21 protein-coding genes are annotated in these 26,491 nt (G+C 67.8%); 6 read left to right on the plus strand and 15 right to left on the minus strand.

Translation table 11 applies throughout. The features are described 5' to 3' along the window. The first annotated feature begins 224 nt into the window (after positions 1-224). Positions 225-1,772: a carboxylesterase/lipase family protein gene (locus HWN72_RS00580; RefSeq protein WP_211149503.1), complete on the plus strand. Its 1,548-nt coding sequence runs from the start codon at positions 225-227 to the stop codon at positions 1,770-1,772. A gap of 60 nt (positions 1,773-1,832) precedes the next feature. Here the strand turns inward: HWN72_RS00580 and HWN72_RS00585 are convergent, their stop codons facing one another. Together HWN72_RS00585 and HWN72_RS00590 are read right to left on the minus strand one after the other, a co-directional pair. Next, positions 1,833-2,186, minus strand: coding sequence for a cupin domain-containing protein (locus HWN72_RS00585; protein WP_036530740.1), 354 nt, complete (start codon positions 2,184-2,186; stop codon positions 1,833-1,835). A 38-nt stretch (positions 2,187-2,224) separates the two neighbouring features. Continuing rightward, a complete protein-coding gene (locus HWN72_RS00590) occupies positions 2,225-3,526 on the minus strand; it encodes a polysaccharide lyase family 1 protein (RefSeq protein WP_248005717.1) in 1,302 nt (433 codons plus the stop codon). A gap of 299 nt (positions 3,527-3,825) precedes the next feature. On the opposite strand from HWN72_RS00590, the gene HWN72_RS00595 reads away from it, so the two are divergent. Together HWN72_RS00595 and HWN72_RS00600 are read left to right on the plus strand one after the other, a co-directional pair. Next, entirely contained in the window at positions 3,826-6,714 is a 2,889-nt protein-coding gene (locus HWN72_RS00595) for a TonB-dependent receptor (protein WP_211149505.1), read from the plus strand. A gap of 76 nt (positions 6,715-6,790) precedes the next feature. Next, positions 6,791-7,801 (plus strand): alpha/beta hydrolase, encoded by a 1,011-nt coding sequence (locus HWN72_RS00600; RefSeq protein WP_211149506.1) that lies wholly within the window; start codon positions 6,791-6,793, stop codon positions 7,799-7,801. Between the two features lie 218 nt (positions 7,802-8,019). On the opposite strand, the gene HWN72_RS00605 is transcribed toward HWN72_RS00600, so the two are convergent. The 6 genes from HWN72_RS00605 to HWN72_RS00630 all read right to left on the minus strand — a co-directional run bounded on the left by HWN72_RS00605 (position 8,020) and on the right by HWN72_RS00630 (position 14,954). Next, a complete protein-coding gene (locus tag HWN72_RS00605) occupies positions 8,020-8,847 on the minus strand; it encodes an aldose 1-epimerase (RefSeq protein ID WP_211149507.1) in 828 nt (275 codons plus the stop codon). Then, a complete protein-coding gene (locus tag HWN72_RS00610) occupies positions 8,844-10,292 on the minus strand; it encodes a sugar porter family MFS transporter (protein WP_248005718.1) in 1,449 nt (482 codons plus the stop codon). Before HWN72_RS00610 ends, HWN72_RS00605 begins: the two co-directional genes overlap by 4 nt. Positions 10,293-10,332: 40 nt before the next feature. After that, positions 10,333-11,211, minus strand: a complete 879-nt coding sequence (locus HWN72_RS00615) for an SMP-30/gluconolactonase/LRE family protein (protein WP_211149508.1) — start codon at positions 11,209-11,211, stop codon at positions 10,333-10,335. Beyond that, positions 11,195-11,986 carry an SDR family NAD(P)-dependent oxidoreductase gene (locus HWN72_RS00620; RefSeq protein WP_211149509.1) on the minus strand — a complete coding sequence of 264 codons (792 nt, stop codon included), beginning with the start codon at positions 11,984-11,986 and terminating at the stop codon, positions 11,195-11,197. Before HWN72_RS00620 ends, HWN72_RS00615 begins: the two co-directional genes overlap by 17 nt. Before the next feature lie 25 nt (positions 11,987-12,011). Beyond that, positions 12,012-13,148, minus strand: a complete 1,137-nt coding sequence (locus HWN72_RS00625) for a fumarylacetoacetate hydrolase family protein (RefSeq protein ID WP_211149510.1) — start codon at positions 13,146-13,148, stop codon at positions 12,012-12,014. Positions 13,149-13,304: 156 nt separating this feature from the next. Continuing rightward, the gene (locus HWN72_RS00630; protein ID WP_211149511.1) at positions 13,305-14,954 is read right to left on the minus strand and encodes a family 43 glycosylhydrolase; all 1,650 of its coding nucleotides are present in this window, start codon (positions 14,952-14,954) and stop codon (positions 13,305-13,307) included. Positions 14,955-15,057: 103 nt separating this feature from the next. On the opposite strand from HWN72_RS00630, the gene HWN72_RS00635 reads away from it, so the two are divergent. Continuing rightward, complete coding sequence (locus HWN72_RS00635) at positions 15,058-16,125, plus strand: LacI family DNA-binding transcriptional regulator (protein WP_211149512.1); 1,068 nt, start codon at positions 15,058-15,060, stop codon at positions 16,123-16,125. A 65-nt stretch (positions 16,126-16,190) separates the two neighbouring features. Here HWN72_RS00635 and HWN72_RS00640 read toward each other — a convergent pair whose 3' ends face one another. Continuing rightward, positions 16,191-17,621 (minus strand): mannitol dehydrogenase family protein, encoded by a 1,431-nt coding sequence (locus HWN72_RS00640; protein ID WP_211149513.1) that lies wholly within the window; start codon positions 17,619-17,621, stop codon positions 16,191-16,193. Then, positions 17,618-19,060, minus strand: coding sequence for a glucuronate isomerase (gene uxaC, locus HWN72_RS00645; protein WP_211149514.1), 1,443 nt, complete (start codon positions 19,058-19,060; stop codon positions 17,618-17,620). The genes HWN72_RS00640 and uxaC overlap by 4 nt, the downstream gene beginning before the upstream one ends. 81 nt (positions 19,061-19,141) lie before the next feature. Here uxaC and HWN72_RS00650 point away from each other — a divergent pair, with 81 nt between their 5' ends. Further along, on the plus strand, positions 19,142-20,644 hold the full coding sequence (locus HWN72_RS00650; RefSeq protein ID WP_036529933.1) for a UxaA family hydrolase: 1,503 nt from the start codon (positions 19,142-19,144) through the stop codon (positions 20,642-20,644). A 131-nt stretch (positions 20,645-20,775) separates the two neighbouring features. Here HWN72_RS00650 and HWN72_RS00655 read toward each other — a convergent pair whose 3' ends face one another. The 5 genes from HWN72_RS00655 to panC all read right to left on the minus strand — a co-directional run bounded on the left by HWN72_RS00655 (position 20,776) and on the right by panC (position 25,529). Beyond that, positions 20,776-21,339, minus strand: coding sequence for a hypothetical protein (locus HWN72_RS00655; protein WP_008829600.1), 564 nt, complete (start codon positions 21,337-21,339; stop codon positions 20,776-20,778). After that, positions 21,336-22,691, minus strand: coding sequence for a sensor histidine kinase KdpD (locus HWN72_RS00660; protein WP_211149515.1), 1,356 nt, complete (start codon positions 22,689-22,691; stop codon positions 21,336-21,338). Before HWN72_RS00660 ends, HWN72_RS00655 begins: the two co-directional genes overlap by 4 nt. Before the next feature lie 25 nt (positions 22,692-22,716). After that, a complete protein-coding gene (locus tag HWN72_RS00665) occupies positions 22,717-23,403 on the minus strand; it encodes a response regulator transcription factor (protein ID WP_008829602.1) in 687 nt (228 codons plus the stop codon). A 375-nt stretch (positions 23,404-23,778) separates the two neighbouring features. Beyond that, positions 23,779-24,543, minus strand: coding sequence for a CsgG/HfaB family protein (locus tag HWN72_RS00670; RefSeq protein WP_008829603.1), 765 nt, complete (start codon positions 24,541-24,543; stop codon positions 23,779-23,781). Between the two features lie 128 nt (positions 24,544-24,671). Further along, positions 24,672-25,529, minus strand: a complete 858-nt coding sequence (gene panC / locus HWN72_RS00675) for a pantoate--beta-alanine ligase (protein ID WP_211149516.1) — start codon at positions 25,527-25,529, stop codon at positions 24,672-24,674. 148 nt (positions 25,530-25,677) lie between these two features. On the opposite strand from panC, the gene HWN72_RS00680 reads away from it, so the two are divergent. After that, positions 25,678-26,490, plus strand: a complete 813-nt coding sequence (locus tag HWN72_RS00680; RefSeq protein ID WP_211149517.1) for a division plane positioning ATPase MipZ — start codon at positions 25,678-25,680, stop codon at positions 26,488-26,490. Position 26,491 lies beyond the last annotated feature (1 nt).

Here is a 26,491-nt window from a genome sequence, read left to right on the forward strand (position 1 = left end):
GGCCTACACCGTGCTCAAGCATACCCTGCCGGGTGACATGTGCCTTGTTGGACCGGCGGAGCTGGAAGCCTTCTCGGCTTCGGGCGGCGACGTCAGGCGCTAAGAGAAGAAGAAGGCCCACCCCCAGCCCCTCCCGCAAGCGGGAGGGGAGCGAGACTTGGCAGCTTGCTGCCTAGTCGCAGCGGGGTGGGTGAGCGGCACGCACTTCAGCTTGGGAGAGCAACATGACCGACCTTTCGCGTCGAACCCTCGTGAAATCGGCGGCAGTGCTCGCCGCCACGGCGCCGCTCCCCTCTCTCGCCCGCAGCGCGAAGACGCCCCGAATCGGTCGCTACATCGCCGTCCCGGAAAGCGGCGTCCATGCCTTCAAGGGCATCCGCTACGGCCGCGCCGAGCGCTTTGCCCGTCCGGTCGCCGAGCCGCTCGAAGGCCCTGCGATCACCGCCGCGAAGTTCGGCCCCATCTGCCCGCAACGCGCCATGGCGGGCGAGCCGCAGTCCGAGGACTGCCTGTTCCTCAACGTCTGGACGCCCGAGGCGGACCCGCGCGCGAAGCGGGCGGTCATGGTCTATTTCCACGGCGGCGCCTACACCACTGGCTCGGTCACCGATCCGCTGACCCACGGTGCGAAGCTGGCCGCCGACGGCGATGTCGTGGTCGTCACCGTCAACCACCGGCTCAACGCGCTGGGCTATGCCTGGCTCAAGCCCTTCGGTGCGCGTTATGCCGATAGCGGCAATCTCGGCCAGCTCGATCTGATCCTTGCACTGCAATGGGTGCGCGAGCACATCGCAAAGTTCGGCGGCGATCCGGCGCGGGTCATGGTCTTCGGGCAGTCGGGCGGCGGCGCCAAGATCGCGACGCTCATGGCGATGCCCGCCGCGAAGGGCCTGTTCCACGCCGCCGCGACGATGAGCGGGCAGCAGGTGCAGGCCAGCGGCCCGGCCCATGCCTGGGCGCGCACGCAGGCGTTTATGGCGGCGCTGAAGCTCGCCCCTGGCGACGTCGAGGGCCTGCGAACGATGCAGATCGAACGGCTGGTCGAGGGTCTTGCCGCCACTGATCCCATCATGGGCGGCGGGGTCTACTTTGGCCCGGTGCTCGACATGACCAACCTGCCGCGGCATCCGTTCTGGCCCGATGCCGCGCCGCAGTCGCTGGGCGTGCCGATGATCCTTGGCAACGTGCGCGAGGAGACGCGCGCCTTCCTCGATCCGCGGGGACCCAAGCTGCAGGGGCTCTCGTGGGAGAACCTTGCCGCGCGCATGGTGCCCGAGATCAAGATCGACCTCGACCCTGTCTGGGTCGTCGAGCAGTACCGCGCCCATGAACCCGGCTGGACGCCCGAGCAAGTCTATTACGCAGCCACCACGGCGGGCCGGTCATGGCCGGGGCAAGTGATCGAGGCCGATGCGCGGGCGGCGGCCGGGGCGGGATCGACGTGGGTGTACCAGCTCGACCGTCCCTCACCGACCGACCCCTTGCGCGGTGCGGCGCATACGGACGACATTCCCTATGTCTTCGGCACGCTGGACGCGCCGGGCAGCTATTCGGGCACCGACGACGGGGCTCGCAGGCTGAGCGGGGCGATGATGCGCGCCTTCACCGGTCTGGCCAAGACCGGGCGACCGGGGCTGGCGCAGTGGTCTCCGTACCGCCTGCCCGCTCGCGCGACGATGGTGTTCGGCGATACCGTGCGGGTGGAGAACGATCCGCGCCGCTGGCAGCGCGAATTGTGGGCGAGGGCGCCCTACGTCCAGCCGGGGGTGTAACGCAAATTCCTCCCCGAGCTTGTGTCGGGGAGGAATTTGCAGAATTCGTCGTGCCGAAACCTACTTGGCGGCGGGCGGGTTGGGATAGGCGATTACCAGCGAAAGCGGTTCCTCGCCCCGCTGCCAGATGCCGACCACGGCGCCGTCGTAGAGATAGGCGGTCATTCCCGGCGTGAGCTGCGCGCGCTTGCCGTCGGAGACGACTTCGCCCTCGCCCGAGAGCACGTAGTAAACCTCATCGTGCGCAATGGGATGCTCGCCGATCGCCGCGCCCTTGTGGAGGACGCGGCGGCGGAATTCCATCGTGCGCGGCGCGGGCGCTGCGTCGGAAATGCGGTAGGCGGTGCTCATGCCGATGGCGCCGTGCGGAGGAGCTTCCTCGCGCACGGTGTCGCGCTCGTCGATGACGGCCATCGCCGGAGCCGCCGCCAGCAGCAGGAGCGCCGCCCCGATCACTTCGCGTTCTCGCGCATGGCTTCGTCGCGGGCGGAGAGTTTCTCCTGCGCGCCGCCCTTCTGGCCCGGATAGACGCCGGATTTCGGCTCCATGGTCTTGAGGTTCCAGTCCTTGTCCACGAACGGCGCGGCGGTCGGGTTGGGGTGCGGGTAGCCGCCGACGACCTTCTCGTCGTCGATGATCTCGCCGCGTCCCTCGGCGACGAAGAACAGCACGCGGATATCATCGGGCGCACGGTCCCACGGACGCGCGCCGACCGAGGCGAGCAGGCTGGTTTCCAGGTCCTTGGCAGGCATGACGTCGAGGCCGCCCAGGCTGGCCATCGGCGAATCCTTCTCGATCAGCTTCGCCTTGGTCACGCCGTAGCGGCCGAACATCGGCGCCGGGTTGCCCCAGCGATCGACGTTGATGTTGTCCTTGGAATACCACGCAAGATCGCCGTCGCCGCCCAGCGTCAGGAACGGCAGGCCGGGCGCGGTCGAATTGCCCGCGCGCATGACGTTGCCCACGGCGGTGATCTCGCCGGTGACGTAGTCGTGGCCGGCCCACTCCAGGTTCATCAGGTTGTAGTGCACCGCGCGGTGGCCGGGGTCGAAGATCATGTTGTTGACCATCAGCACTTGCGCGCCGCCCTTCACCAGCGGCGAGCGCTCCATGTTGTGCGCGTAGACGTTGCGGTAGAGCGTGATGCCGGTGGCGTTGTCGTGGATCAGCGTGCCCTTGGAGTGCTCGCCCTTGGGATGGCTGGCGTCGGCGAGGCCTTCGGCCGCGAGGTTCTCGCGGAACAGCACGTCATGGCTGGTGGCGGCGCGCCATTCCTTGACGGTCTTGCCGTTGAAACGGGGACCGGAGGTCGACATGTTTTCGTCGATCGCCCAGAAGAAGCTGCAGTGCTCGACGATCACGTTGTGCGCGGCGACGGTGGAGAAGGCATCCGCCTCCCAGCCAGAGAGCTTGGCCTGGCCGTCCACCCCGGTCATCACGCGGATGTGGCTGATCTTGACGTCGTGGCCCTTGAGATCGATGCCGCCGCGCACGATCGTGATGCCCGGCGAAGGCGCGGTCTGCCCGGCGATCGTCAGGAAAGGCTCGTCGATGTTCAGGATCGTGCGCTGAAGGTCGATGACCCCGCCGACCTCGAAGACGATGATGCGCTTGCCCTTCGCCTCGACCGCGGCCTTCAGCGATCCAGGACCGTCCTTCGCGAGAGTCGTGACGCGGATGATGCGGCCGCCTTCGCCGCCGCGGGTGGGCTCTAGCGGGGCTGCGTGCAGCAGCGCCGGGGTGGAAGCAACCATCAGAATCGGAAGGACAATCTGGCTCGCGAGCCTGCGGATTTTCACTGTCGATCTCCCATTGGCGGAGCTTGTTGACTCCGAGTATTGACAGGGCGTTCTCCCTGCGTCACATATTGATGACACCGGTTACCAAGGATCGCAAGGATGATCTTCGGAACGGGTGGGGCGATTTTGGAGGTCGCCCGAGGTGCTCCGAAAGGGGCGGGAGTAGAGGTGCCGGAACAATGCGCGCGTTAGCCGCGCTTCCTTCTGACACCGGTATCATTTTTGACCCGCAAGGGTCGTGAGGGGATGTTGTCATGCGCCAGCATGTTACCGGAATTTCGCTTTTGAAGGCTGCCCTGTGTGCGGGCAGCGCTCTCGTGTCGTCGGCTGCGATGGCGCAGGACGCGGCGCCCGCGCCGCAGGACGCGGCGGATACCGCAGCTCCTGCGGACGAGACCGCGACTGCGGGCGACATCATCGTCACCGGCTTCCGCCAGTCTCTGCAGGCCGCGCTCAACGTGAAGCGCGAATCGATCTCGGCGGTCGATGCGGTCGTGGCCGAGGACATGGCCAAGTTCCCCGACCAGAACCTTGCCGAGTCGCTGCAGCGCATCCCCGGCATCTCGATCCAGAAGGACGGCGGCGAAGGCCGTGCGATCACCGTGCGCGGTCTCGGCGCGCAGTTCACTCGCGTGCGCGTCAACGGTCTGGAGACGATCGCCACCAGCTCGGACGGCGCCTCGGCCAACCGCGACCGCGCGTTCGACTTCAACGTCTTCGCCTCGGAACTGTTCAGCAGCCTCGTCGTCCACAAGACCGCCGAAGCCAGCCTCGACGAAGGCTCGCTGGGCGCGGTCGTGGACCTCAACACCGGCAATCCGCTGGCCGGCAAGAAGGGCCTGACCGCCGTTCTCAACGTCCAGGGTTCGTACAACGACCTGTCGAAGAACGTCGGCCCGCGGATGGCCGGGCTGCTGTCCTGGCGCAATGATGCGGGCACTTTCGGCGTCAACCTCTCGGCCGCCTACTCGCACACCGACACGATCGAGAGCGGCAACAACTCGGTGCGCTGGGCGCAGGCCTACTTCAATTCGGTGGACGGCAACCCGTGCTTCTACTCGGTCCCCGGCGCGACCGGCGGCAATCCGGTGAGCAGCGGCGGCAGCTATCGCCCCTCGGCCGCGTGCGACGAGGCTTCGCTCTCGTTCCACCCGCGCATCCCGCGCTACGGCGTCGTCGAGCATGATCGCAAGCGCCTCGGCCTGACCGGCTCCATCCAGTTCGAACCCAACGACAAGACCAAGTTTTCGATCGACGGGCTCTATTCCTCGTTCAAGGAAACCCGCGCCGAGCAGTGGCTCGAAGTGCTCGCCCGTTCGAATGAACGCCGCTTCGACGTTGTGGACCCGGTCTACGACGACAAGGGCAACATGGTCAGCGCGACCTTCAACAACGCCTACGTTCGCACCGAAAGCTACCTGCGCAAGTCGGAAACCGAGTTCTGGCAGGTCGGTGCGACCTGGGACCAGGAGATCGGCGACCGCTTCCGCTTCACCGCACTGGGCGGCATGTCGCAGTCGAACGCCGACATCCCGGTCGAGACGACCTTTGCCTACGACAACCGCAACGCCAACGGTTTCAGCTACGACTACTCGGACATGAAGTCGCCGGTGCTGAGCTACGGCCTCGACGTGGCGAACCCGGCGAACTTCCAGCTGGCGGAGATCCGCGACCGTCCCTCTTACGTGAAGAACAGGTTCAAGACCGCGCAGCTGCGCACAGAGTGGGACCTGACCGACGGCTTCACGGTGAAGGCGGGCGCGGTGTGGCGTCGCTACGACTTCCGCACCCAGCTGTTCCAGCGCGACACGGCAGCTTGCGGAGCCAACGGTACGCGGGACCTGATCCTCGGCACCGTGACCTGCTCGTCCAGCGTCTACGGGTTGCCGGTCACCTCGGACATCTCGCAGCTCGTCAACCTGGGTAATGCGGGCCAGCCGAGCGGCACGACCAGCCAGTGGCTCGTCGCCGACATCGCCAAGGCGGCCGAATACACCAACCTCTACGGCCGCACCGCCGTCGAGGATCTCGGCAACAACCGCCAGGTGCGCGAGACGACCTCGGGCGGCTATGTGCAGTTCGACGTCAAGGGCGAGATCTTCGGCCTCGAATACGCGGGCAATGCGGGCATGCGCTATGCCCACACCAACCAGGTCTCGACCGGCTATACCGCCGGCATCGCCAAGACCGTGGAACGCAGCTACGACGACTGGCTCCCGGCGATGAACCTCGCGTTCTACCCGCATCATGACGTGATCCTGCGCGGTGCCATCGCCAAGGTCATCACCCGGCCATCGCTCGGCAACCTGAACCCGGGTGGTTCGGTGGACGGCTTCAACTACCGCATCACCTTCGGCAACCCCGACCTCAAGCCCTACCGCGCGACCAACTTCGACCTCTCGGTCGAATGGTACTTCGCTCCACAAGCGTTGTTCTCGGTGGCGGGCTTCGTCAAGAAGATCGAGAGCTTCCCGGTTGCAGGCACCTATGTCACCACGCTGCCGCAGCTGGGCTTCGATCGCTCGGTGCTCGGCGCCAGCACGCCCGCCTACATCAACTACGATCCCAATCAGGAATACGTCGTCTCCACGCAGGTGAACGGCCAGGGCGCGACGCTCAAGGGCGTGGAAGTGGCGCTGCAGCTACCCTTCACCTTCCTGCCGGGCATCCTCAGCCACACCGGCTTCCAGGGCAACGCCACCTTCATCAAGAGCAATGCGGACTATACCATCACCGGCCCCGCGACTTCGGCCTGCACCCGCAATGCGACCACCGGCGCCTGCGGCCTGAGCGGCGTCTCGGCGATCTACAACCAGACCCTGCTGGGCGTGTCCAAGAAGGCCTGGAACGCGACGCTGTACTACGACGACGGCAAGTTCAGCATTCGCGGATCGGTCAGCTATCGCGGGCCCTTCGTGGACGCTACCAGCGCCACCGGCAATATCTTCGAGGGCTACGGTTCGTACACCAGCGTCGATGCGGCGATCCGCTACAAGGCGACCGAATGGCTGGAGCTGTCGATCGACGGCAACAACCTGACGGATGAATATCGCTACCGTTTCAACGACGTCTACGCGAACCGCAACTACGAGAACAATCACTTCGGGCGCACGATCCTGTTCGGCGCGCGCGCGAAGATCTGATCTCCTCCCCTGACGCGGGGTTCGCGGGTTCCGGCCCGTGGACCCCGCTCCTTTTTGTTTTCCAAGGGAGCCCGGTGTGGATTTCGATCGCAGAACCCTGATTGCAGGTTCCCTTGCCGTTGCTGGGCTGGCTGGAAAGGCCTCAAGTCCAGCCAATGCGCAGACGCCGCCTCCCGTCGCTTCCAAGGCACTCCCGCCCGGCCTTCCGCAGCCGACCGAGACAATCGACCTCTGGCCCAAGGGACCGCCTGCGCACCTCAAGGCACCGCTGACCGAGACGGTGGACGAGCGTTCCACCGACGCCCTCGTCACCGACCGTGCGGTCTACGGCGTGACTCGGCCGCGCATGGCGGTGTTTCGCCCGGACCGGCCCAACGGCGCGGCGGTGATGATCACGCCGGGCGGCGGTTACCGCTGGATCGTCGTCGACAAGGAAGGCTACGAGATCGCCCGCTGGCTGACCGCGCGCGGCTTCACCGCCTTCGTCCTGTTCTACCGCCTGCCGGGCGAGGGCTGGTCGAGCGGCCCCGACACCCCGCTTGCCGACGCGCAGCGCGCCATGCGTCTGATCCGCCACCGCGCGAAGGACTTCGCGATCGACCCCGAACGGGTCGCGGCGATGGGCTTTTCCGCCGGGGGACACCTCTGCGCCGACCTCGGTGCGCGGTTTGCCTCCAGGGTCTACGATCCCGTGGACGAGGCGGACAAGCTCTCTGCAAAGCCGTTCTGCGCCGCGCCGATCTATCCGGTGGTGAGCATGGACGCAGGCATAGCGCATCCCGGATCGCGTAATCTGCTGCTCGGCCCTTCGCCGACGCCGGAGCTTGAGGCCGCGCATTCCCCCGACCGCATGGTCCCGGCCGATGCGCCGCCGCATTTCCTCGTTCATGCCGAGGACGACGACGTCGTTCCGGCGGAGAACACCGCACGCCTGCGCGCGGCGCTGAAAGCCCGCAAGGTGCCGGTCGAGGCGCACTTTTTCGCCAATGGCGGCCACGGTTTCGGCCTGCGCCGCGCCATCGGCAAGCCGGTCGAGATCTGGCCCGAGATGTGGCGGGCATGGGCGCGGACGGTCGGGTTCGGATAAGCCGTCGTCCCGGACGTGATCCGGGACCGCTGGTCGTGAACGGCCTTGGCATCGGCGGGGCGCCTTGCCGGAAGCGCTATCGATGCCCGCCTTGGCGTGATCGAAACGCTCTCCGTCATCCCCGCGAAGGCAGGGACCCAACTGATGCCCGTGCAAGAGGAGCCGTCAGGAGATGGGTTCCCGCCTTCGCGGGAATGACGGCGAATAATTGACCCGGATCAGGCCCGCACCAACATCGTTAACGCCTGTGTCTCACCCGGCTCCAGTACCGTCATGCCGCTGCTGACCCGTCCGAACGCATCGGGCATCGCTGTCGTAGGCTCAAGGCAGAGGAAGTCCTCCCCCGGCGGGGCGTAGAGATGCAGGAACCCGGCCTCGGGCGACGTCACACTGACGCTCCCAAGCCGCGCCTCGCCCTGCCAGCCGAACCAGCAGTTGTCGGTCAGCACCGCCGGATCGGGCACCGCAGCGCCCGCGAAGTCTCCGAAGGTATCCGCAGGCGCAGCCTCGCTCGGGATCATCCGCGCGTCGCTGAGCCACACGCCCTCGGCGGAGAACGTCACCCACGCATCGGGTTCGCGCACGAAGTAGGGGTGTTGGCCGAGGCCGCAGGGCATGGGGCGGTCGGAGCGATTGGCCACCTCCAGCGTCACGCGCAACGCGCCGCGCTCAAGCACGAAAGTCTGCGTGGCGGACCAGTCCCACGGCCAGTGGGCATCGGTGGCATGCATGCAGGCCAGCACCGCGCGGTCGGCCTGCTCGTCTTTCACCATCCACGGCATGATCCAGCCGAGACCGTGGATCGGATGCTCGAAGCCCGCGACGTTGCGGGGGAGGGCATAGTCCTTTGCCGCGAAGGAGAAGCGCCCATCGGCAATGCGGTTGGCGTAAGGCACCAGCGGAAAGCAGGCGGCGTCCAGCGGGCTCGCGGCGTCCGCCGGGGTCGGACGCAGGATGTCCTTGCCGCCGACAGCGAACGAACCGATCGACCCGCCCAGATGCGGCAGCAGCGTGGCTTCGCTGCTGCCCGAACGCAGCTGGATCAAGCCGCCATCTCCTCGAGCGTGCGGCCGCGCGTCTCGGTCACCATGGCGCGCACGAAGAAGAACGAGAGGAAGGCGCTGAGCGCATAGAACCCGTACGTCAGCGGCAGGCCGAGCCCGGCGGCCATCGCCGGGAAGCTGACCGAGATGCCGAAGTTGGCGATCCACTGCGCGAAGCCCGAGACCGCCAGCGCCGAGCCGCGAATCTGGTTGGGGAACATCTCGCCCAGCATCACCCACATGACCGGCCCCCAGCTCAGGTTGAAGAACACGACATAGGCGTTGGCCGCGATCAAGGCCACAGTGCCGGTCTGGTCCGAAAGGGTCAGGTGCCCGCCGGTGAAGCTGCCGCTGGCAAAGCACACCGCCATCGTCGTCAACGTCACCGCCATGCCCGCCGAGCCGACCAGCAGCAGCGGCTTGCGGCCCAGCCGGTCGACCAGCAGCACGGTGACGAGGCAGGCAAGGATCGACAGCGTGCCCGACAGGATGTTGATCAGCAGCGCGTCGCTTTCGGAAAAGCCGACCGACTGCCACAGCACCGCGCCGTAGTAGAACACGATGTTGATGCCGACGAGTTGCTGGAACACGGCCAGCCCGATGCCCGCCCAGACCAGCTTGCGCAGGCGGCCGGTCGCGGGGTCCTTGAGGTCGGCGAAGCTCGGCCGGTGGTGGTCGGCGGCGATGGAAAGAAGGCTGGCGCGGATGTCGGCGATCATCTTCGCGGCCGTCTCGGCTCCGAAGATGCGGGTGAGCACGGCCTGCGCCTCGGCCTCGCGGCCGCAGGCGACGAGGAAGCGCGGGCTTTCCGGGATCATGAACAGCGCGACGAGGTAGATCACGGCCGGGATCACCTGCATCCAGAACATCCAGCGCCAGGCCGGCAGGCCCAGCCACAGCGGATCGGTGCTGGAGCCCGCGTGCTTCGCCAGCGCCCAGTTGGCGACGAAGGCGCCGGTGAGGCCGGTGATGATCATGATCTGCTGCAGGCTGGACAGGCGCCCGCGGATCGAGGCGGGAGCGACTTCGCTGATGTAGACCGGCGCCAGCACGCTCGCCGCGCCCACGCCGATGCCGCCGATCAGGCGGGCGATGACGAACAGCAACGAAGAGGTCGCCGCGCCCGCGCCCAGCGCGCTGACGACGAACAGCGCGGCGCCGATCATCATGACGCTGCGGCGGCCCCAGACGTCGGCGAGGCGACCCGCCACGAAGGCGCCCACCGCGCAGCCCAGCAGGATCGCGCCGACGTTGAGCCCGGTACCCAGCGCGGAGAGGTCGAAGGTGCTCTCCAGCCCGTCCTGCGTGCCGTTGATGACGCCGCTGTCGTAGCCGAACATGAACCCGCCGATCGTTGCCACCGCAACGATCATGGCGACGAAGGCCATGTTGACCTTCCCGCCGTACTCCACGCCGGTTGGCGCGCTTCCCATGTCTATCGCCGCCATTCTTGCATCCTCATTGCTTGTTCTTGTCGTTACGGGCCGGTCAGGCCGTGGGGTATCCCGGCGCGAGGCCGGGAACATCCACCGCGAAGGTGAAGAGGTCTCCGGCGTGGGGTTGAGCCGCCAGTTCGTCGGCGGACAACCCCTTGCGTGCCGTCGTCGCATAGACGGTGGTGAGGTCCGGGCCGCCGAATGCGATCTTGGTGACGTTGGCGACCGGGAATTCCACCCGACCGAGAAAGGTGCCATCGGGAGCAAAGCGGGCCACACCCCAGCCGCCGAACAGGCCGACCCAGACGGTGCCCATGCTGTCCACCACCGGACCGTCGGGATAGCCCATGCCGTCCGGAATGCGCGCGAAGAGCCGTGCCTCGCCCGGATGCCCGTCCGCGCCGACGCTGGCGGACAGGATTACCCGCTCCAGCGTATCGACGAGATAGACCGTCCCGCCATCTGGCGAGAAGGCCGGGCCATTGGTGATGACCATCGGCTGGGGCGAAAGCGCGGTGCAGGCGCTGCCGTGGAGGCGGTAGTAGCCACCGCTCGGGGCTTCCTCGGCATTGTCCATGGTGCCCAGCCACACCGAGCCGTCCGGGTGGACGGCGGCGTCGTTGAGGCGGTTGCCGGGCAGGTCGGGCTCGACCGCGTGGAGCAGCGCGAAGGCGTCGTCCGCGAAGCGGTGCACGCCTGCCCTGGCGCCGACCAGCAGCGCGGCGCCCGCCAGCGGGATCACCCAGCCGGGCTCCTCGGGCGCTTCGATGGTGTCCAGCACGCCGCCCGCCGGATCGAAGCGATGGAGCTTGTGACCCTTGATGTCCACGAACCACAGGCAGCCGCGCGCGGCGTCCCACATCGGACCCTCGCCCAGCGTCGCACCGACCCTGCAGGCGACTTGAGGCGTCATCTCAGCGCCAGCCCGCATCGACGAAATACTCGTGCCCCGTACACATCCGCGCATCGTCGGAGGCGAGGAACAGCGCCAGCGCCGCCACGTCGGCAGGCTGGACGCGCGCCTTCAGGCACTGCGCGTCGAGGATTTCGCGCTCGCCCTCGGGGGTGTACCACTTTTCCTGCCGGGGCGTCTGGACGTTGCCGGGCACGATCGCGCAGACGCGGATGTTGCGCTCGCCCAGTTCGCGGGCCATCGCGCGGGTCATGCCCTCGATCGCGGCCTTGGCGGTCTGGTAGAGCGAGAGCTGGTCGAGCGCGAGGTGCCAGCTGATCGACCCGAAGTTCAGGATCACGCCGCCGCCCGCCGCTTCCATGAAGGGCACGGCGGCCTGTGCGGCGAAGAACAGGTGGCGCAGGTTCACCGCCATGCGCTCGTCCCAGTAATCCGGCGTGACGTCGGCGATGGCGTGGCGGTCGTCGTTGGCTGCATTGTTGACCAGCACGTGGAGGCCGCCGAGCGCGTCATGCGCCGCCGCGACTTGCGCCTGCACGAAGTCGAGGTCCTTGAGATCGCCGGCGACGAAGCGGGGGGTGAACTCCACCGTGCCATCAAGGCTCGCCACCAGCGCTTTGGAAGGTTCGGCGGCGATGTCCACGAAGGACACTTTCGCCCCCTGCCGCGCGAAGGCCTCGACCAGCGCCGCCCCGATCCCGGAGCCGCCGCCCGAGATGAACACCCCCTTGCCCGCAAGCGAGGGAAAGCGCGCGACCTGCGCGGTGGAGGAGGGGGTCGTGGTGGTCAACATGGAAGTCCTTGGTGAAGTCGAAGAGTCAGGCAAGCGCGTCGGCTTTTGTCCCGATCAGCCCGCGCGCGGCGAGGTTTCGGTAGAGGGCGGAAATCCCGGTTTCCCAGGCAGGCGCATCGCGTGAGGTGGCGACGGTGTTGACCAGCGTTCCGAGGCGATCGCTGGAGATCGTCACGACATCGCCGACCTTGTGGGTGAACCCGCGTCCCGGCGCATCGCGGTCCTGCGTCGGCGCGAACAGGGTGCCGAGGAACAGCACGACGCCGTCCGGGTATTGATGCTCGGAAAAGCACTGGCGCAGCAGGTCGAGCGGCGGGCGACTGATCTCCGACATGCGGCTCTCGCCTTCGAGGAGGAAACCTTCCGTGCCCTCGATGCGCAGCAGTACTCGTGCATTCTTGACGTCCGCCACGGTGTAACCCGCATCGAACAGGCGCACGAACGGGCCGACCGAGCAGCTGGCGTTGTTGTCCTTCGCCTTGCCCAGCAGCAGCGCCGAGCGCCCCTCGAAATCGCGCAAGTTGACGTCGTTGCCCAGCGTCGCGCCCACGGCCTTGCCGCGCGCGTCGGAGAGGATGACGATCTCCGGCTCGGGGTTGTTCCAGTGCGAATCCGAACGCACGCCGATCGTGGCGCCCGATCCCACCGTGGAGAGCACCGGCGACTTGGTGAACACTTCCGCGTCCGGCCCGATCGCGACTTCGAGATACTGCGACCACATGCCGTCCTCGATCAGCGCCGCCTTGAGCGCCGCTGCCTCCGGGCTGCCGGGCACGACCGAGCGGATCGAGCCGCCGATGCGCTCCTCCAGCCCGCCGCGCACCGCATGCGCCTTGTCGGCATCGCCGCGCGCACGTTCCTCGATCACGCGCTCCAACGCCGAGACGGCGAACGTCACGCCCGCCGCCTTCACGCACTGCAGGTCGATCGGGCTGAGCAGCGTTGCACGGGCCAGAACGTCCTCCGCGGCGCCAAGGCCCTTGCCCTGCGCGGGATCGAAGGCGCCTGCATCGACGAGGTCGGCCACGGTCGGCGCGATGCGGCTCATGTCGTAGGCCGCGCCGCCGCTCAGCAGCACCGGCGTCGGACCCTCACCCAAGTCGAGGCGGCCGAGGAACAGGCCGTCCTTCCAGTCGGCGGGGAGCATATCGAGCGAGGTCATGCCATTCGTCCTTTTCGTCTTTGCGGCCGTCGTCGTCCCGGGCTCGACCCGGGACCGGTGGCTGTCTTTAGGCGGGCGCTGCCGTGCCGGGCGCCCTGAAGCTATGGGGGCTGGTCACGGCCAGCGGTCCCGGATCAAGTCCGGGACGACGATCACTTACAAAGCCTTGAACCTGAAATTGCTGAAGCGCGCCTCGCCCTGTCCGGCCGAGTAGAGACCCGGCCGCAGCATCAGGAAGCCGCCGCGCACATTGTGGTGGTAGCCGGAGACTTCCATGCCCCGGTCGAAGCGCTTCCACGTCTTCCCGCCGTCGCCGCTGGTGTGGAAGGCGACGATGTGGCGGTCGTTGCGCACCCGCATCAGCATCTTGCGGCCGTGGTAGTTGGCCGGGCGCCCGCGCTCCATGCCGTACTGGTGCGTGACGAACTTCGCCGCGTCGAAGCCCAGCCCGCAGTAGAGTTGCTGGTCGTAGAACAGCAGCAGGCCCGCAGTGACGCCGGGGTCGATGTCGATCTCGCAACTGAACTCATACGCCTGGTCGCCCGCGATCAGCAGCAGCGGCGAGGAATCGACCGGGGCCTTGCCGGCGGCGGTCAGGTGCAGCGTGTTGTTCGCCACCCGCGCGCGGTCGCGCTCGGTCGGCGAGGGTTTGAAGAAGTTCCAGCGTCGGCCGATCTCCAGCGCCGAGAAATCGTCCGACAGCGGCATCCCGTGTGGACCCGCCTTGCGGCCGCCCTTGGGTGCGCGGGCCGGCTTTGACAGGTCGCCGCCCTCCATGCGGAACCAGCCGTCGGCGGTCCAGCTGACGGGATCGAGCAGGGTCTGGCGGCCGAGCGTCCAGAAATCCTTCTCGAAGCCGTGGTATACCGACCACCAGTCCCCGGCAGGCCCCTCGAACAACGTGGCGTGTCCGCGCGACCACCACGCCTCGGACAAGTCGGTGGTGCGCACGATCGGATTGTGCGGGCAGTTCTCCCAGGGGCCGTGGATCGACTTCGAGCGCGCGGCGATCACCATGTGTCCGGTCGGCGGACCCGCCGTGCCGCCAACCGCGGTGACGAGGTAGAAGTATTCGCCGCGCCGCACGATCTTGGGGCCTTCGGGCGAAAACCCCTCGACGTCCCAGTCGTCCGGGTAGTGCCAGGGGTCGTAGACGTGCTCCACCGCGCCGACGGTCGAGAGGCCGTCCTCGGCCAGCCGGATGCGGTCGCCGCCGGAAAGGAACAGCCAGCGCGAACCGTCCTCGCCCACCGCGTGGCCGGGGTCGATATGGTCGGGCAGGCCGAGGCTGACGGGCTCGCTCCACGGGCCTTCCGCCTTGTCGGCCCAGACCACGTACTGTGCGTTGGGCGTCGCCTTGACGGTGAAGTAGATGAAGAAGCGGCCGCCGTGTTTGCTGATGTCCGGCGCCCAGACCGAACCGAGGTTCTTCGTCAGCGCGGCGGTAAGGGGCCGCCAGTTGATCAGGTCCGCCGAATGCCACACGACCAGCCCCGGATAGGAATCGAAGGTCGAGAAGGTCATGTAATAGTCCATCCCGTCCCGCACGATCGTCGGGTCGGGATGGTCGCCCGCCATCAGCGGGTTGAGGTACGTGCCGTTGCCCTGGTCCGGGATACGCTGGTCGTCGAAGCCACGCCGGTACTTCGAAGCGCCGACCGAAGCGGGCTTTGCAGGCGAGGATGCGGCGGCCGTGGCTGCGCTCGCGCTGCCTGCCAGCGCCGTCAGCGATGCCGCGCCGCCTGCTGCGCCCAGCGCTGCGGCCCTACCCGCTGTAAACAGGGCCTCTCGGCGGTCGAACTTCATGGCTCTCTCCGGTTCTGCTTTTGATTTATGCTAGCGCTATCATCTATGGCATCGGTGTCAATGAAAATTGCAGGAACGCGCGATCGGCCATACAAGCCTGGCGATGCATGAAACCCCAGCAAGAGCGCGCGAAGGCGATCCCACCATCGAGGACGTGGCCGCCGCCGCCGGGGTCTCGATCCGCACGGTTTCGCGGGTGCTCAACAAGTCGCCCAAGGTGAATGCCGAGACCCGCCAGCGGATCGAGGCCGCGATCGCCGCGCTCAATTTCCGGCCGAGCGCGCGGGCGCGGGCGCTGGCGATGCGGCGCTCGTTCCTGATCGGGTTGATCCACAACGATCGCAACGCGCTGGTGCTCGATTCCATCCAGCGCGGCGTCGTCGCCCTGACCGCGCCGCGCGGCTACGAGGTGATCGTCCACCCCACCCCGTTGGAGGCCGAGGCGGCGATCCGCGACGTGCTGGGCTTCGTCGAGCGGTCGCGCGTGGACGGACTGGTGATCCTGCCGCCGGTTTCGGGCGTGCCGGGTCTGGCCGAGGCTCTGGCCGAGGCACAAGTGCCGGTTGCGGCGCTGTCTTCGGTGCCGATCGCGGGTTTTGCCGACGTCATCGTCAGCGAGGAGCGGGCGGCAGGTGCGCAAGTCGCGCGGCATCTGCTCGATCTGGGGCACCGGCGGCTGGGCATCGTCAACGGTCCCGCCGATACGGCCTCGGCCATGGAGCGCCGCGCGGGCTTCATCGAGGAGGCGACGCGCGCCGGGGCCAGCGTGGCCGAAGCGCCGGGCGACTACGATTTCGCCTCGGGCGTGGCCGGGGCGGAACAGCTTCTGGCGCTGGCCGAGCGGCCGACGGGCATCTTCGCGGCGAACGACATCATGGCGGCGGGCGTGCTCAAGGTCGCGGCGGTGCGGGGGATCGCGGTGCCGGGGGGGCTGTCGGTGGTGGGCTTCGACGGCAGCCTGCTCACGCGGATGCTGAGCCCGGCACTGACCTCGGTGCTGCGCCCGTTCGGCGACATGGCGGCGGCGGCGGCAGAGCGGCTCATCGCGCGGATCGAGGGCGGCGAGGCGCCACCGCCGTTCGAGGTGGAACTGCGCGTGGTTCCGGCAGAATCGACGGGATTGGCGCCGCATTTCTGCGTAGCGCCTAACCCTTCGACAAGCTCAGGGTGAGCGGAGGTCGTGTAAGAACCTCTCAATTCCGCTCAGGCTGAGCTTGTCGAAGCCCCTCGGAGTGCTCAGGCCGCCACCGGCTCCAGCCGTCCCGCGTCCAGTGCCGCCAGCCCGGCTTCCACCGCGCCGACGAACCGTCCGTCCGAACCCAAATCGCCGAATACCTCGCGCATCGCCAGAACGCTGCGCCAGTCGCCCGCACGCTCCAGCAGCGGGGCGGCGAGGGGGTCGGTGATCGTGCGCCCGTCCCGCTCCGCGCTAGCCAGGAAGCGCAGCCATGCCGCGATCGGAAGCGCAAGCCGCTCGATCGGACGCCCGGCCGCCAGCGCCTCGCGGGTGGTGTCGAGCAGGCGATAGGGCAGTTTCTGCGACCCGTCCCAGGCGATCTGCGACAGCAGGTGCCGGATCTCGGGATTGCGGAAGCGGGCCAGCACGTCGGAGATGTATCCGCCAAGGTCCAGCCCGGCAGGAGGCGCGATGGACGGCGCGATGTCCTCGCGCATCAGCCGTTCGGCGAAGGCGGCGAGTTCATTGTCGACCATCGCCTCGCCGACCGTCTCCAGCCCGCGACCAAGGCCGATATAGGCGAGCGACGAATGCGCGCCGTTGAGCAGGCGCAGCTTGGCCTTCTCGAACGGGCGCACTTCGCTGGCGAATGTCACGCCTGCCACGTCCAGCGCGGGACGTTCGCCTGCGAAGCGGTCCTCGATCACCCACTGGGTGAAACGCTCGCGCTGGATGGGCCAGGCGTCCTCCAGCCCGGTGGCCGCCGCGATGCGGGCGCGCAGCGCGTCGTCGGTGGCGGGGGTGATCGAATCGACCATCGCGTTCGGGAACGCGACATTGTCGGCGATCCAGCGGGCGGTGTCGGGATCGATCGCCTCGGCCAGCGCCAGGGTCGCGGCCTCCAGCTTGCGGCCGTTGTCGGTGAGGTTGTCGCAGCACAGCACGGTCACGCCGGAGAGCCCCGCGAGACGGCGCGCCTGAAGCCCGCGCACGAGCCAGCCGGTGAACGAACCCGGTGTCCAGTTGGCGATGCGAGAGGCATCGAGATCCGCCTTGATGGCCGCGTTCGCGAAGTCCAGCGCCCCGTCCGCGCCGAGGCAGTAGCCCTTTTCGGTCACGGTGGAACTGACGATGCGGGTGTCCGCATGGGTCAGCGCGCCGAGGATCGCGGCAGGATCATCTTTCGTGAGAATTCCGCCGATGGCGCCGATCACGCGATACGCGATCTCGGTGTCCAGCAGGGCAAGCGTATAGAGCCCGTCCTGCGGGGTCAGCGCATCGGCCACCCCGCGCGAATTGAGGCTCACGCCCGTCAGTCCCCAGCGGGGATCGTGGCCGAGCAGGGTATCGAAGGCGGCGGCCTGATGCGCGCGGTGGAACGCGCCCGGCCCGAAGTGGACGACCCCGCGCGTCACGGCGGAGCGGTCGTACTGCGGCCGGATCACGCCTGCGGGGAGCGCGGACAGGGTGTTTTGTGAAAGACGGGTCACGCCGGTTCCACCTCGCGCGCGGGCGCTTCGAGGCCGTAGGCCTTGCGCACCAGCCCGACGGTCAGTTCATGAGCGAGTTCGGCGGCCTCCCAGTCCTCCATGCGGTGCTCGGCGACGAGGCGGGCGAGGAAGCCGCAGTCGATCCGCCGCGCGACGTCGTGGCGCGCCGGGATCGAGAGGAAGGCGCGGGTGTCGTCGTTGAAGCCCACGGTGTTGTAGAAGCCTGCCGTCTCGGTGGTCATCTCGCGGAAGCGGCGCATGCCTTCGGGGCTGTCGTGGAACCACCATGCCGGACCGAGCTTGAGGCACGGATAGTGCCCCGCCAGCGGCGCGAGTTCGCGGGCGTAAGTCGTCTCGTCCAGGGTGAAGAGGATGACCTTGAGGTCCGGCTCGTTGCCGAACAGGTCGAGCATCGGGCGCAGCGCTTCGACGTACTCGGTGGCGCGCGGAATGTCGGCGCCCTTGTCGCGGCCATGGCTGGCGAAGAGGCGGGCGTTGTGGTTGCGGGTGGAGCCGGGGTGGATCTGCATGGTCATGCCGTCCTCCACGCTCATGCGCGCCATTTCGGTGAGCATCTGTGCGCGAAACAGCTCAGCCTCGTCGGCGGCGGCTTTCCCGCCCATGACCTTGGCGAACAGCGCCTCGCATTCCTCCGTCGAGAGGTTGGCGGTGCGGGCGGTGACGAAGCCGTGGTCGGTCGCCGTCGCGCCCATCGCGCGGAAGTCGGCGCGGCGCTTGCGGTGCGCGGCGAGGTAGCCGGTCCAGCTCTCGACGTTTTCGCCGGACAGGTCGGCGAAGCGCACGATGTCGCGCGCGAAGCTGTCGTGCTCGGGGTCGATCACCGAGTCCGGGCGATAGGTGGTGACGACCTTGCCCTGCCAGCCCGATGCCTGAATCGCCTTGTGATGCTTCAGATCGTCGCCCGCGCCCTCGGTGGTGGCGAGCAGTTCGATGTTGAACCGCTCGAACAGCGCGCGCGGGCGGAATGCGGGGGAGGCGAGGGCCTCGCCGATGGTGTCGTAGTAGAAGTCGGCGGTGCTCTCATCCAGCGCCACGTCGATGCCGAAGACTTCGCCGAAAACGTGGGGCAGCCACATGCTGGATGGCGTGCCGCGGAACAGCTTCCAGTTCGCCGCGAACAGGCGCCATGCCTCGCGCGGGTCGGTGGCGGGCATCACGCCGCCCTTGCGGGGGACGGCCAGCGCGTCGAGGTCGATGCCTTGCGAATAGAGCATGCGGAACAGGTAGTGGTCCGGGGCCAGCAGCAGCTCGGTCGCATTGGTCCAGGCCGCGTCGGTGGCGAACCATTCCGGGTCGGTGTGGCCGTGCGGGCTGACGATCGGCAGGCCGGCGATTTCGGCATAGAGTTCGCGGGCGATGGCGCGCGTCGTCGGGTCGGCCGGCAGCAGGCGATCGGGGTGCAGCGAGAGCTTGGGCATGCTTAGGACTCCTCGGAGAGAGTGCGTTTGCGGCTCGATTACCGAGTTGTGCCAGCGCTGGCAATGCTGTATCGGCGGGCCATGGTCGAAACCCTACCGAAGCCCGTAACCGTGATGCGGATTTCCGCCGAGGATCACGTCGCCGTCGCCCTAGAGCCGCTTGAAGCGGGCACGGAGGTCGTTGTGCACGGTCAGACGATCCGCCTGCGCGATGCGATTCCGGCGGGTCACAAGTTCGCCGTCATGCCTGTTGCCGCGGGTTCGCCGGTTCGTCGCTATCGCGCGCCGATCGGCCTCGCCACGCGCAACATCGCGGTGGGCGAGCACGTCCATGTCCACAATGTCCATACCGCGCTTTCGGGCGAGAAGGCCTATGCCTTCTCCGGCGCGCGGGCCGAGGAGCACGAGGCGCAGTCCTCGCGCAGCTTCCGGGGCTATGTGCGGCCGGACGGCAGCGTCGGCACGCGCAACGAATTGTGGATTCTGCCCACGGTCGGCTGCGTCGGCCGCCTGGGCGAGCGGCTGGCGGCGAAGGGCAACCTGCGGTCGCCCGCGAACGTCGATGGCGTTCATGCGTTCAATCACCCGTTCGGCTGCTCGCAGCTGGGGGCGGACCTCGATGGTACGGCGGCGGTGATCGCCTCGCTGGCGCTCAACCCCAATGCGGGCGGCGTGCTGCTGCTGGGCCTCGGCTGCGAATCGAACCAACTGGAGGAATTGCTCAAGCGCATCCCGGAAGACCGCCGCCACCGCCTGCGCGTGCTGCGTGCCCAGTCGGAAAGCGACGAGTTCGCCGCCGGGGAAGCGCTGATCGACGAACTGCTGGGCCTGATGGCCGAGGATCGGCGCGAGGACGTGCCGCTTTCGAAGCTGCGGCTGGGCGTGAAATGCGGCGGCTCGGACGCGATGAGCGGACTGACCGCCAATCCGCTGATCGGTTTGATGGCCGATGCGGTGACCGACGCGGGCGGTGCCGCGATCCTGACGGAAATTCCCGAAATCTTCGGCGCCGAGAACCTGCTGCTTGAACGTGCCACCAGTGAAGAGGTGTTCGACAAGCTCTCGGGCCTCGTCAATTCCTTCAAGCGCTACTTCATCGAGAACGGCGAGCCGGTTTCCGAGAACCCCAGCCCCGGCAACATCGCGGGCGGCATCACCACGCTGGAGGAAAAGTCCCTGGGCGCGGTGCAGAAGGGCGGGCTTGCCCCGGTCTGCGACGTGATCGGCTATGGCGAGCGGATTTCCACGACTGGACTGACGGTGCTTGAAGCCCCGGGCAACGATGCCGTCTCCACCACCGCGCTGGCGGCAGCGGGGGCGACGATCACGCTGTTCTCCACCGGCCGCGGGACGCCGCTCGGAAGCCCGGTGCCGACGATGAAGATCGCCTCCAACCATTCATTGGCCGAGCGCAAGCCGGGCTGGATCGACTTCGACGCCGGACTGGTGCTGGAAAAGGGCATGGCGGGCGCTGCCGACCTGCTGCTCGACCGCATCATCGCCGTCGCGAGCGGGGAACCGGCGCGCAACGAGAGTAACGACGAACGCGCCATCGGTATCTGGAAGCGAGGGGTTACACTGTAGTCGCTGGCCCACCCCGCTGCGGCTAGGTTCGCCTGCGGTTCATCAAGCCTCGCGGCCCTCCCGCAAGCGGGAAGGCGAACGCTTTCCTGCTCTCCTCCCGCTCGCGGGAGGGGCCGGGGGTGGGCCTTAACCTACTCCACCACCAGGAAATACTCCGCCGCGCGATTGCCCCCGTTGCGCACCTCGATCACGTAGCGCTGCGTGAACAGCGGTATCCAGCGGCAGGCGCGGCGGGCGTCGGCGATGGTGCAGACTGGGCGGCGCTCGGCGTCGAGCACTTGCAGGGTCACCGGGGTATCGCCCGGCGTCGATAGCGCGATGCTGGCCTTCCGGCCCGAGAGGAACACCTGCTCGAAGCTGTCGCTGGTGCCGGGCTGGGCCTTGCCGGTGCGATAGCCGGGGCCGAGCGGGCTGCCGCGCAGCGGCGCCTTCTCGTTTGGGACCAGTGCGCGCCACTCCGGCACCGGGTCTACACCTTGCCATCCATCGAGCGGCCGCGCGCCGGAGCGCTCGATGATACCCAGCGCGCGGGCCAGTTCCTCGTTGTCGGCGCGGCCCTGCGCGCTCTGGGCGGACGACAGGGCGAGGGCGACCCGTTCGCCGATTTCGGGCGTCTGGTCCTGCGCCCGGGCAGGCGCTGCCACGAGCACGGCGACTGCGGTGAGCAGCCAAGGGTTGCGCAGCAATGGGCTCATCGTCTGAACTCCGGAGCAACGGTGAAGCATGCGCCTCTTTCGCCGGGCGCGAGCGAAATCTCAAGGTGGTGCCGCTCGGCGATCGCGCGGCACAGCGCGAGGCCGAGCCCCGCGCCCTCGGTGCCGAGCGAACTGCCGCCGCGGGCGAACTTCTCGAAAATCCTGTCGCGCTGGTCCTCGGGGACACCCGGTCCATCGTCGCTGACGATCAGCACCGGCCCCCTGCGCAGCGTAAGACGGATCGTACCACCGCGCGGCACGAACTTGAAGGCGTTGTCGAGCAGGTTGGTGATGAGCCGCGTGAGGGACATCTCCTCACCAGCGATGACGACGTCCGGTTCTATGTCGAGGATCAGGCGGTGCCCGGAATCCTCGGCGCTGTCGGCGTAGAGTTCGCCCAGCCGCGCTGCGAGAACACTGAGGTCCACCGGGACCAGGCCATGGCGATCACCGCGCCGCGCTTCGCTGGCGGCGATGTCGAGCAGCGATTCGAGCATGCGGATGATGCCCCGGATTTCGGTCCGGGCGTCGGCGACGCGGGCTGCAGTCTCGGCGTCGGGCGTGGCGGCCAGCGCTTTCACCAGCCGGTTGTCGAGGTGCATCAGCGGTGTGCGCATCTCGTGTGCGACATGGTCGGTCGTCTCGCGGTGGGCGGCGGCGAGGCGCTTGAGACGGGCGAGGGCGTTGCCCGAGTGCGCGGCCAGTTCGTCGATCTCGTCATGCCCGGCCGAGCCGCGCGCCAGTTCCTCCAGCGCGGCGTCGTCGGGCTGGCGGAAGGCAGCGTTGATGCGGGCGAGCCTTCCGGCGAGCCGGTGCGCCGCCGTCCAGCCGCCGAGGGCCACTGCCAGCATCGCGAGCACGCCGCCGGTCAGGAACACCAGCGCCACCTGCCGCAGCAGCATGGAGAGGTCGCGATATTCGTGCGCGACCAGCAGCTTGAGGTTCGGCCCGAGCTGGGTCGCGCGCGCGAAGGCGCGTTCCCCGCCCTCGATACGGATGTCGGCGGCCTCGGAGATACCGGCATGCAGTCCCGGCCAATCGGTGAGGTCGCCGGCGATGCGCTTGCCGCGTGCGTCCGCGAGCAGGTAATGCGCGGGATCACCGTTGCGCGGCTGGAGAGCGAGGCGGTCCTTGATGCGTTTGGCCAGTTCGTCACGGTCGCCGCTGGCGTAGATGTCGACCATGCCGGCGAGATCGACATCGACCGCCCGTTCCAGCGCCTGCCGGTTGGAGCGCTCGATCGTGGCATTGGTCAGCAGCCACAGCCCGAAGGTGATCACCGCAGCCGTCCCGATCGCCCAGACGACGATCTGCGCGAAGATCGAATTGCGGATGAAAGCCAGCCGCTTCATGGAAATTGGCGGCGCGTGAACACGCTCACCGCCCGTCCAGCAGCCTGTAGCCGGAGCCCCAGATCGTCTCGAGCGCGGGCTTGTCGAAGCCTTCCTCGAGCTTGCGGCGCAGGCGGCCGATGTTGACGTCCACCACGTTGGTCTGGGGATCGAAGTTCATCTTCCACACATCCCGCAACAGCATCTCGCGCGTCAGCACTTCGCCCGCGTTCTCCATGAAGTAGCGGAACAGCTCGAATTCCTTGGGGCTGAGCGCAAGGTGGCGGTTGTCGCGAAAGGCGGTGCGCGCCTTCACGTGGCATTCGAAGGCGCCGTAGAGGATCACGGCGGAGTGCTCGCGGCCCGAGGAGCGGCGGTGCAGGGCGCGCAGGCGGGCGAGCAGTTCCTCGCCCTCGAAGGGCTTGGCGAGATAGTCGTCCGCGCCCGCGTCCAGTCCTTCGGCCCGGTCGGTGGTGCGGCCGAGCGCGGAAAGCAGCAGGACCGGCGTGCCGACCCCGCTTTCGCGTAGGCGCGACAGGATGGTGATGCCGTCGAGATCGGGCAGCATGCGGTCGAGGATGATGACGTCGAAGCGCTCGGCGCCCGCGCGTTTTAGCCCGTCGTTACCGGTGGCGCACCAGGTCAGCGAGTCGCCGGAAAGACTGGCCAGTTCCTCGACTTGCGAGGCCGCGCGCGAATCGTCCTCGATGTAGAGGATGGACAGGCCGCTCATGCGGTGCGCCCCGCAAGGGTGCCGATGGCGGCCGAGCGATCGTATCCGCGCGAGAAACCCTCCCGGTTCTCGGTGCAGTACGATCCGCCGGCCGCCATCGGGTTGAACGGAACCGGGCGCCGCCTAAGGGGACTGGGACGGCGGCTCTCCCGGCCCCGAAACAGCTCGGAACCACGCGAGAGGATACGGGCGCCGTGGAAGCGCCGAAATGAAGTCGGGTTGTTAATAGCCTTGGTCCCCCGGCAACGGCGCGCGGTCATTCCCTGCCCGCCGTTGCTCAGCTTTCTTGACGTACCGTGCATATACGAGCGCCGGGTGCGGGTCGCCTGACAATGGCTGTCATGCCCCCGCAGGGCGCGAAGCCGCGATCTGCGGTCAGTTCGCCTTGGGCGCTGCGGCGGAGGGATCGACCGGAAGGCCGCCGAGCTGCGTTACCAGCTTGGTATAGGCATCGAGGTACGCGAGCACGATGATCTGGCCGATCTGCGTGTTCTGGTAGCCGCCGCCGCCGGCCGCGCCGAAGGTGCCGCCGAAGAAGCCGCCGCCGCCACCGCCGAAGCTGACATCGGACTTGCGGGCATAGCCCTCGGTCAGCGCCTCTTCCACGGTGGTGCGCGAATTCACGATCGAGAGGGTGACGTTCGCCTCGCCCTTCTTGACGTTGAGGCCACCGGCGATGGCGCCCACGCCGCGCCCGAAGAAACCGCCGACGCCGCCCAGCACGCCGCCGAGGCCGCCGCCGCCCGAATTGTTGTTGGTCGAGACGATGTCCGGCTGCAGGAAATAGTCCGCCGCCTTGATCTGGCCCTTGCCGATGTTGGAGCCCTTCTGCAGTTCACCCTGTTCGGCGAGCGCGCGCTCCATGGCGCTGTTCTGCAGCGAGCGGCCGCGATTGACCATGGTGAAGCAGCCGGACTTCTGCACGAAGACGCGCAGGATCGCCTCGGGGCTGCCGAGGCTGAGTTCGCGCCACCACTGGGTGTCGGGCTCGATGATGGCGACGGTGCCGAGGTTCTTGCGGCAGACGGGAATCTCCTGCGTCCCCTTTTCCTGCAGCTTGCGGCCGGAGGACTGGTCGGCGAGGGCGGGGGTGGCCGAAACTGCGGCGAGCGCGGCCAGCGCGCAGACGAACGTTTTCATAATCAAGGCTCCCTGTTGCACCGCGCGGACACGCGGCCTGCCCAATCCCCGGGGCGACAAACTCCTTATGCGTTCACTCTTGCACGAACAAATGACGATGTCTGTGAGAATCTTTCGCAAATACAACGTCAGGAAGGATTCACAGCCATGTTGTCGATAAGCCGGGCCGGGCCGATCCGGGCCGCCACGATAAGCCGCATCGGCCGGTTCGAACGGGTGGTCAGCACGGTGAGATCGTCCGCATCGCGCAGTTCGGCATAATCGACCGAGCGGAAGCCCCCCGCGACGATTTCCGCCTGCAGCGTGGCGAGGGTTTCCGGCACGTCCGCGCCCGCCTCGATCGCAGCGATGGCGCGGCGCATCGCGGTCGGCAGCGCGACGGCCTCCTTGCGATCCTCGGCCGAGAGGTAGGCATTGCGCGAGGACATCGCGAGTCCGTCCGCCTCGCGCACGGTCGGCACGCCGAGGATCGCGGCGGCGGCGGGGCGGGTGAGGTCGAGGTCGCGCGCCATCCGGCGAATGACGGCCAGTTGCTGCCAGTCCTTCTCGCCGAACAGGGCCATGTCGGGCATGACCTGGTTGAACAGCTTGCACACCACGGTGGCGACGCCGTCGAAGTGGCCGGGCCGCGACGCGCCGCACAGGCCCTCGCTGACGCCCGCAACCGAGATATTGGAGGCGAACCCGGCCGGGTACATCGCCTCGACCGTGGGTGCCCAGAGCAGGTCCACGCCCTCCGCCTCCAGCAGCGCCGAGTCGCGGGCAAGCTGGCGCGGATAGGCGTCGAGATCCTCGTTCGCACCGAACTGGAGCGGGTTGACGAAGATCGACACGACGATGCTGGCGCCCCGGCTTTTCGCCTCGCGCACGAGCGTCAGATGGCCGTCATGCAGTGCGCCCATCGTGGGCACGAGCGCCACTGGGCCCGCCGTGCGAAGCTCGGAAACCGCATTGCGCAGTGGATCAAGGGCGTGGACGGTTTGCATTGGGCTTGGCTGCTCCGGTATGATGGGCGCGACCGAAAGGTGCGTTGGGGTCCTTTGACTTTGGGCCTTAGCCCCGGCGCACCTGCGGGGGCAATGATTTCAACGTCGGGCCGGGCGACCGGTCTCGCGCGAACAGGATAACGGTCACGTGACAGCGCATCGCATCGTCTTCGCCAACGAGAAGGGCGGCACCGGCAAGTCCACCACCGCCGTCCATGTCGCCATCGCGCTCGCCTATCAGGGCGCGAATGTCGCCTGCATCGACCTCGACCACCGCCAGCGCACGCTTTATCGCTACCTCGAGAACCGCATCGAGACCGAGCGCAAGCGCGAGATCGCGCTGCCCGGCGCGCGCTTCGCGGTCTACGATGGCGACGACATCGGCGAACTCGACGATCTCGCCGAGCAGATCGCCGATGGCTACGACTTCCTCGTCTTCGACACGCCCGGCCGCGACGATCCCTTCGCCCGCCACGTGGCGACCACGGCGGACACGCTGGTCACGCCGCTCAACGACAGCTTCGTCGACTTCGACCTTCTGGGGCAGGTGGAAAGCGAGACCTTCAAGGTCAAGCGCCTCTCGTTCTATGCCGAAGTCATGTGGGAGGCGCGCAAGAAGCGCGGCCTCAAGACCATCAACGAAGGCCGCCGCGAACTCGACTGGGTCGTCGTGCGCAACCGCGTCCAGCATGTCGAGGCGCGCAATATGCGGCGTATCGACGGGGCGCTTCAGGAACTGTCCAAGCGCGCGGGCTTCCGCGTCGCGGCGGGCCTGTCCGAGCGCGTCATCTTCCGTGAGCTGTTCCCCTCGGGCCTGACCCTGCTCGACAAGGGCTTTCTGGGCGATCTGGGCACCAGCCACCTCGTCGCGCGGCAGGAGCTGCGCGGGCTGGTCGCCGGGCTCAACTTGCCGGTGCCGGTACGGCGGGAGTCCGAAACGGCCTTCGCCGCCGCGAGCTGAC

Source organism: Novosphingobium sp. HR1a (assembly GCF_015594425.1).
In the GTDB taxonomy this organism is placed as follows: Bacteria; Pseudomonadota; Alphaproteobacteria; order Sphingomonadales; family Sphingomonadaceae; genus Novosphingobium; species Novosphingobium resinovorum_A.

Bases quoted from the DNA above. Each gene is read 5' to 3' on its own strand.
- HWN72_RS00615 (WP_211149508.1), bottom strand. From the start codon at position 11,211: ATGCGGGCTGGCGCTGAGATGACGCCTCAAGTCGCCTGCAGGGTCGGT.
- HWN72_RS00635 (WP_211149512.1), top strand. From the start codon at position 15,058: ATGCATGAAACCCCAGCAAGAGCGCGCGAAGGCGATCCCACCATCGAG.
- HWN72_RS00625 (WP_211149510.1), bottom strand. From the start codon at position 13,148: ATGACCTCGCTCGATATGCTCCCCGCCGACTGGAAGGACGGCCTGTTC.
- HWN72_RS00585 (WP_036530740.1), bottom strand. From the start codon at position 2,186: ATGGCCGTCATCGACGAGCGCGACACCGTGCGCGAGGAAGCTCCTCCG.
- HWN72_RS00580 (WP_211149503.1), top strand. From the start codon at position 225: ATGACCGACCTTTCGCGTCGAACCCTCGTGAAATCGGCGGCAGTGCTC.
- HWN72_RS00595 (WP_211149505.1), top strand. From the start codon at position 3,826: ATGCGCCAGCATGTTACCGGAATTTCGCTTTTGAAGGCTGCCCTGTGT.
- HWN72_RS00670 (WP_008829603.1), bottom strand. From the start codon at position 24,543: ATGAAAACGTTCGTCTGCGCGCTGGCCGCGCTCGCCGCAGTTTCGGCC.
- HWN72_RS00630 (WP_211149511.1), bottom strand. From the start codon at position 14,954: ATGAAGTTCGACCGCCGAGAGGCCCTGTTTACAGCGGGTAGGGCCGCA.
- HWN72_RS00655 (WP_008829600.1), bottom strand. From the start codon at position 21,339: ATGAGCCCATTGCTGCGCAACCCTTGGCTGCTCACCGCAGTCGCCGTG.
- HWN72_RS00660 (WP_211149515.1), bottom strand. From the start codon at position 22,691: ATGAAGCGGCTGGCTTTCATCCGCAATTCGATCTTCGCGCAGATCGTC.
- uxaC (WP_211149514.1), bottom strand. From the start codon at position 19,060: ATGCCCAAGCTCTCGCTGCACCCCGATCGCCTGCTGCCGGCCGACCCG.
- HWN72_RS00665 (WP_008829602.1), bottom strand. From the start codon at position 23,403: ATGAGCGGCCTGTCCATCCTCTACATCGAGGACGATTCGCGCGCGGCC.
- HWN72_RS00650 (WP_036529933.1), top strand. From the start codon at position 19,142: ATGGTCGAAACCCTACCGAAGCCCGTAACCGTGATGCGGATTTCCGCC.
- panC (WP_211149516.1), bottom strand. From the start codon at position 25,529: ATGCAAACCGTCCACGCCCTTGATCCACTGCGCAATGCGGTTTCCGAG.
- HWN72_RS00590 (WP_248005717.1), bottom strand. From the start codon at position 3,526: ATGGTTGCTTCCACCCCGGCGCTGCTGCACGCAGCCCCGCTAGAGCCC.
- HWN72_RS00620 (WP_211149509.1), bottom strand. From the start codon at position 11,986: ATGTTGACCACCACGACCCCCTCCTCCACCGCGCAGGTCGCGCGCTTT.
- HWN72_RS00610 (WP_248005718.1), bottom strand. From the start codon at position 10,292: ATGGCGGCGATAGACATGGGAAGCGCGCCAACCGGCGTGGAGTACGGC.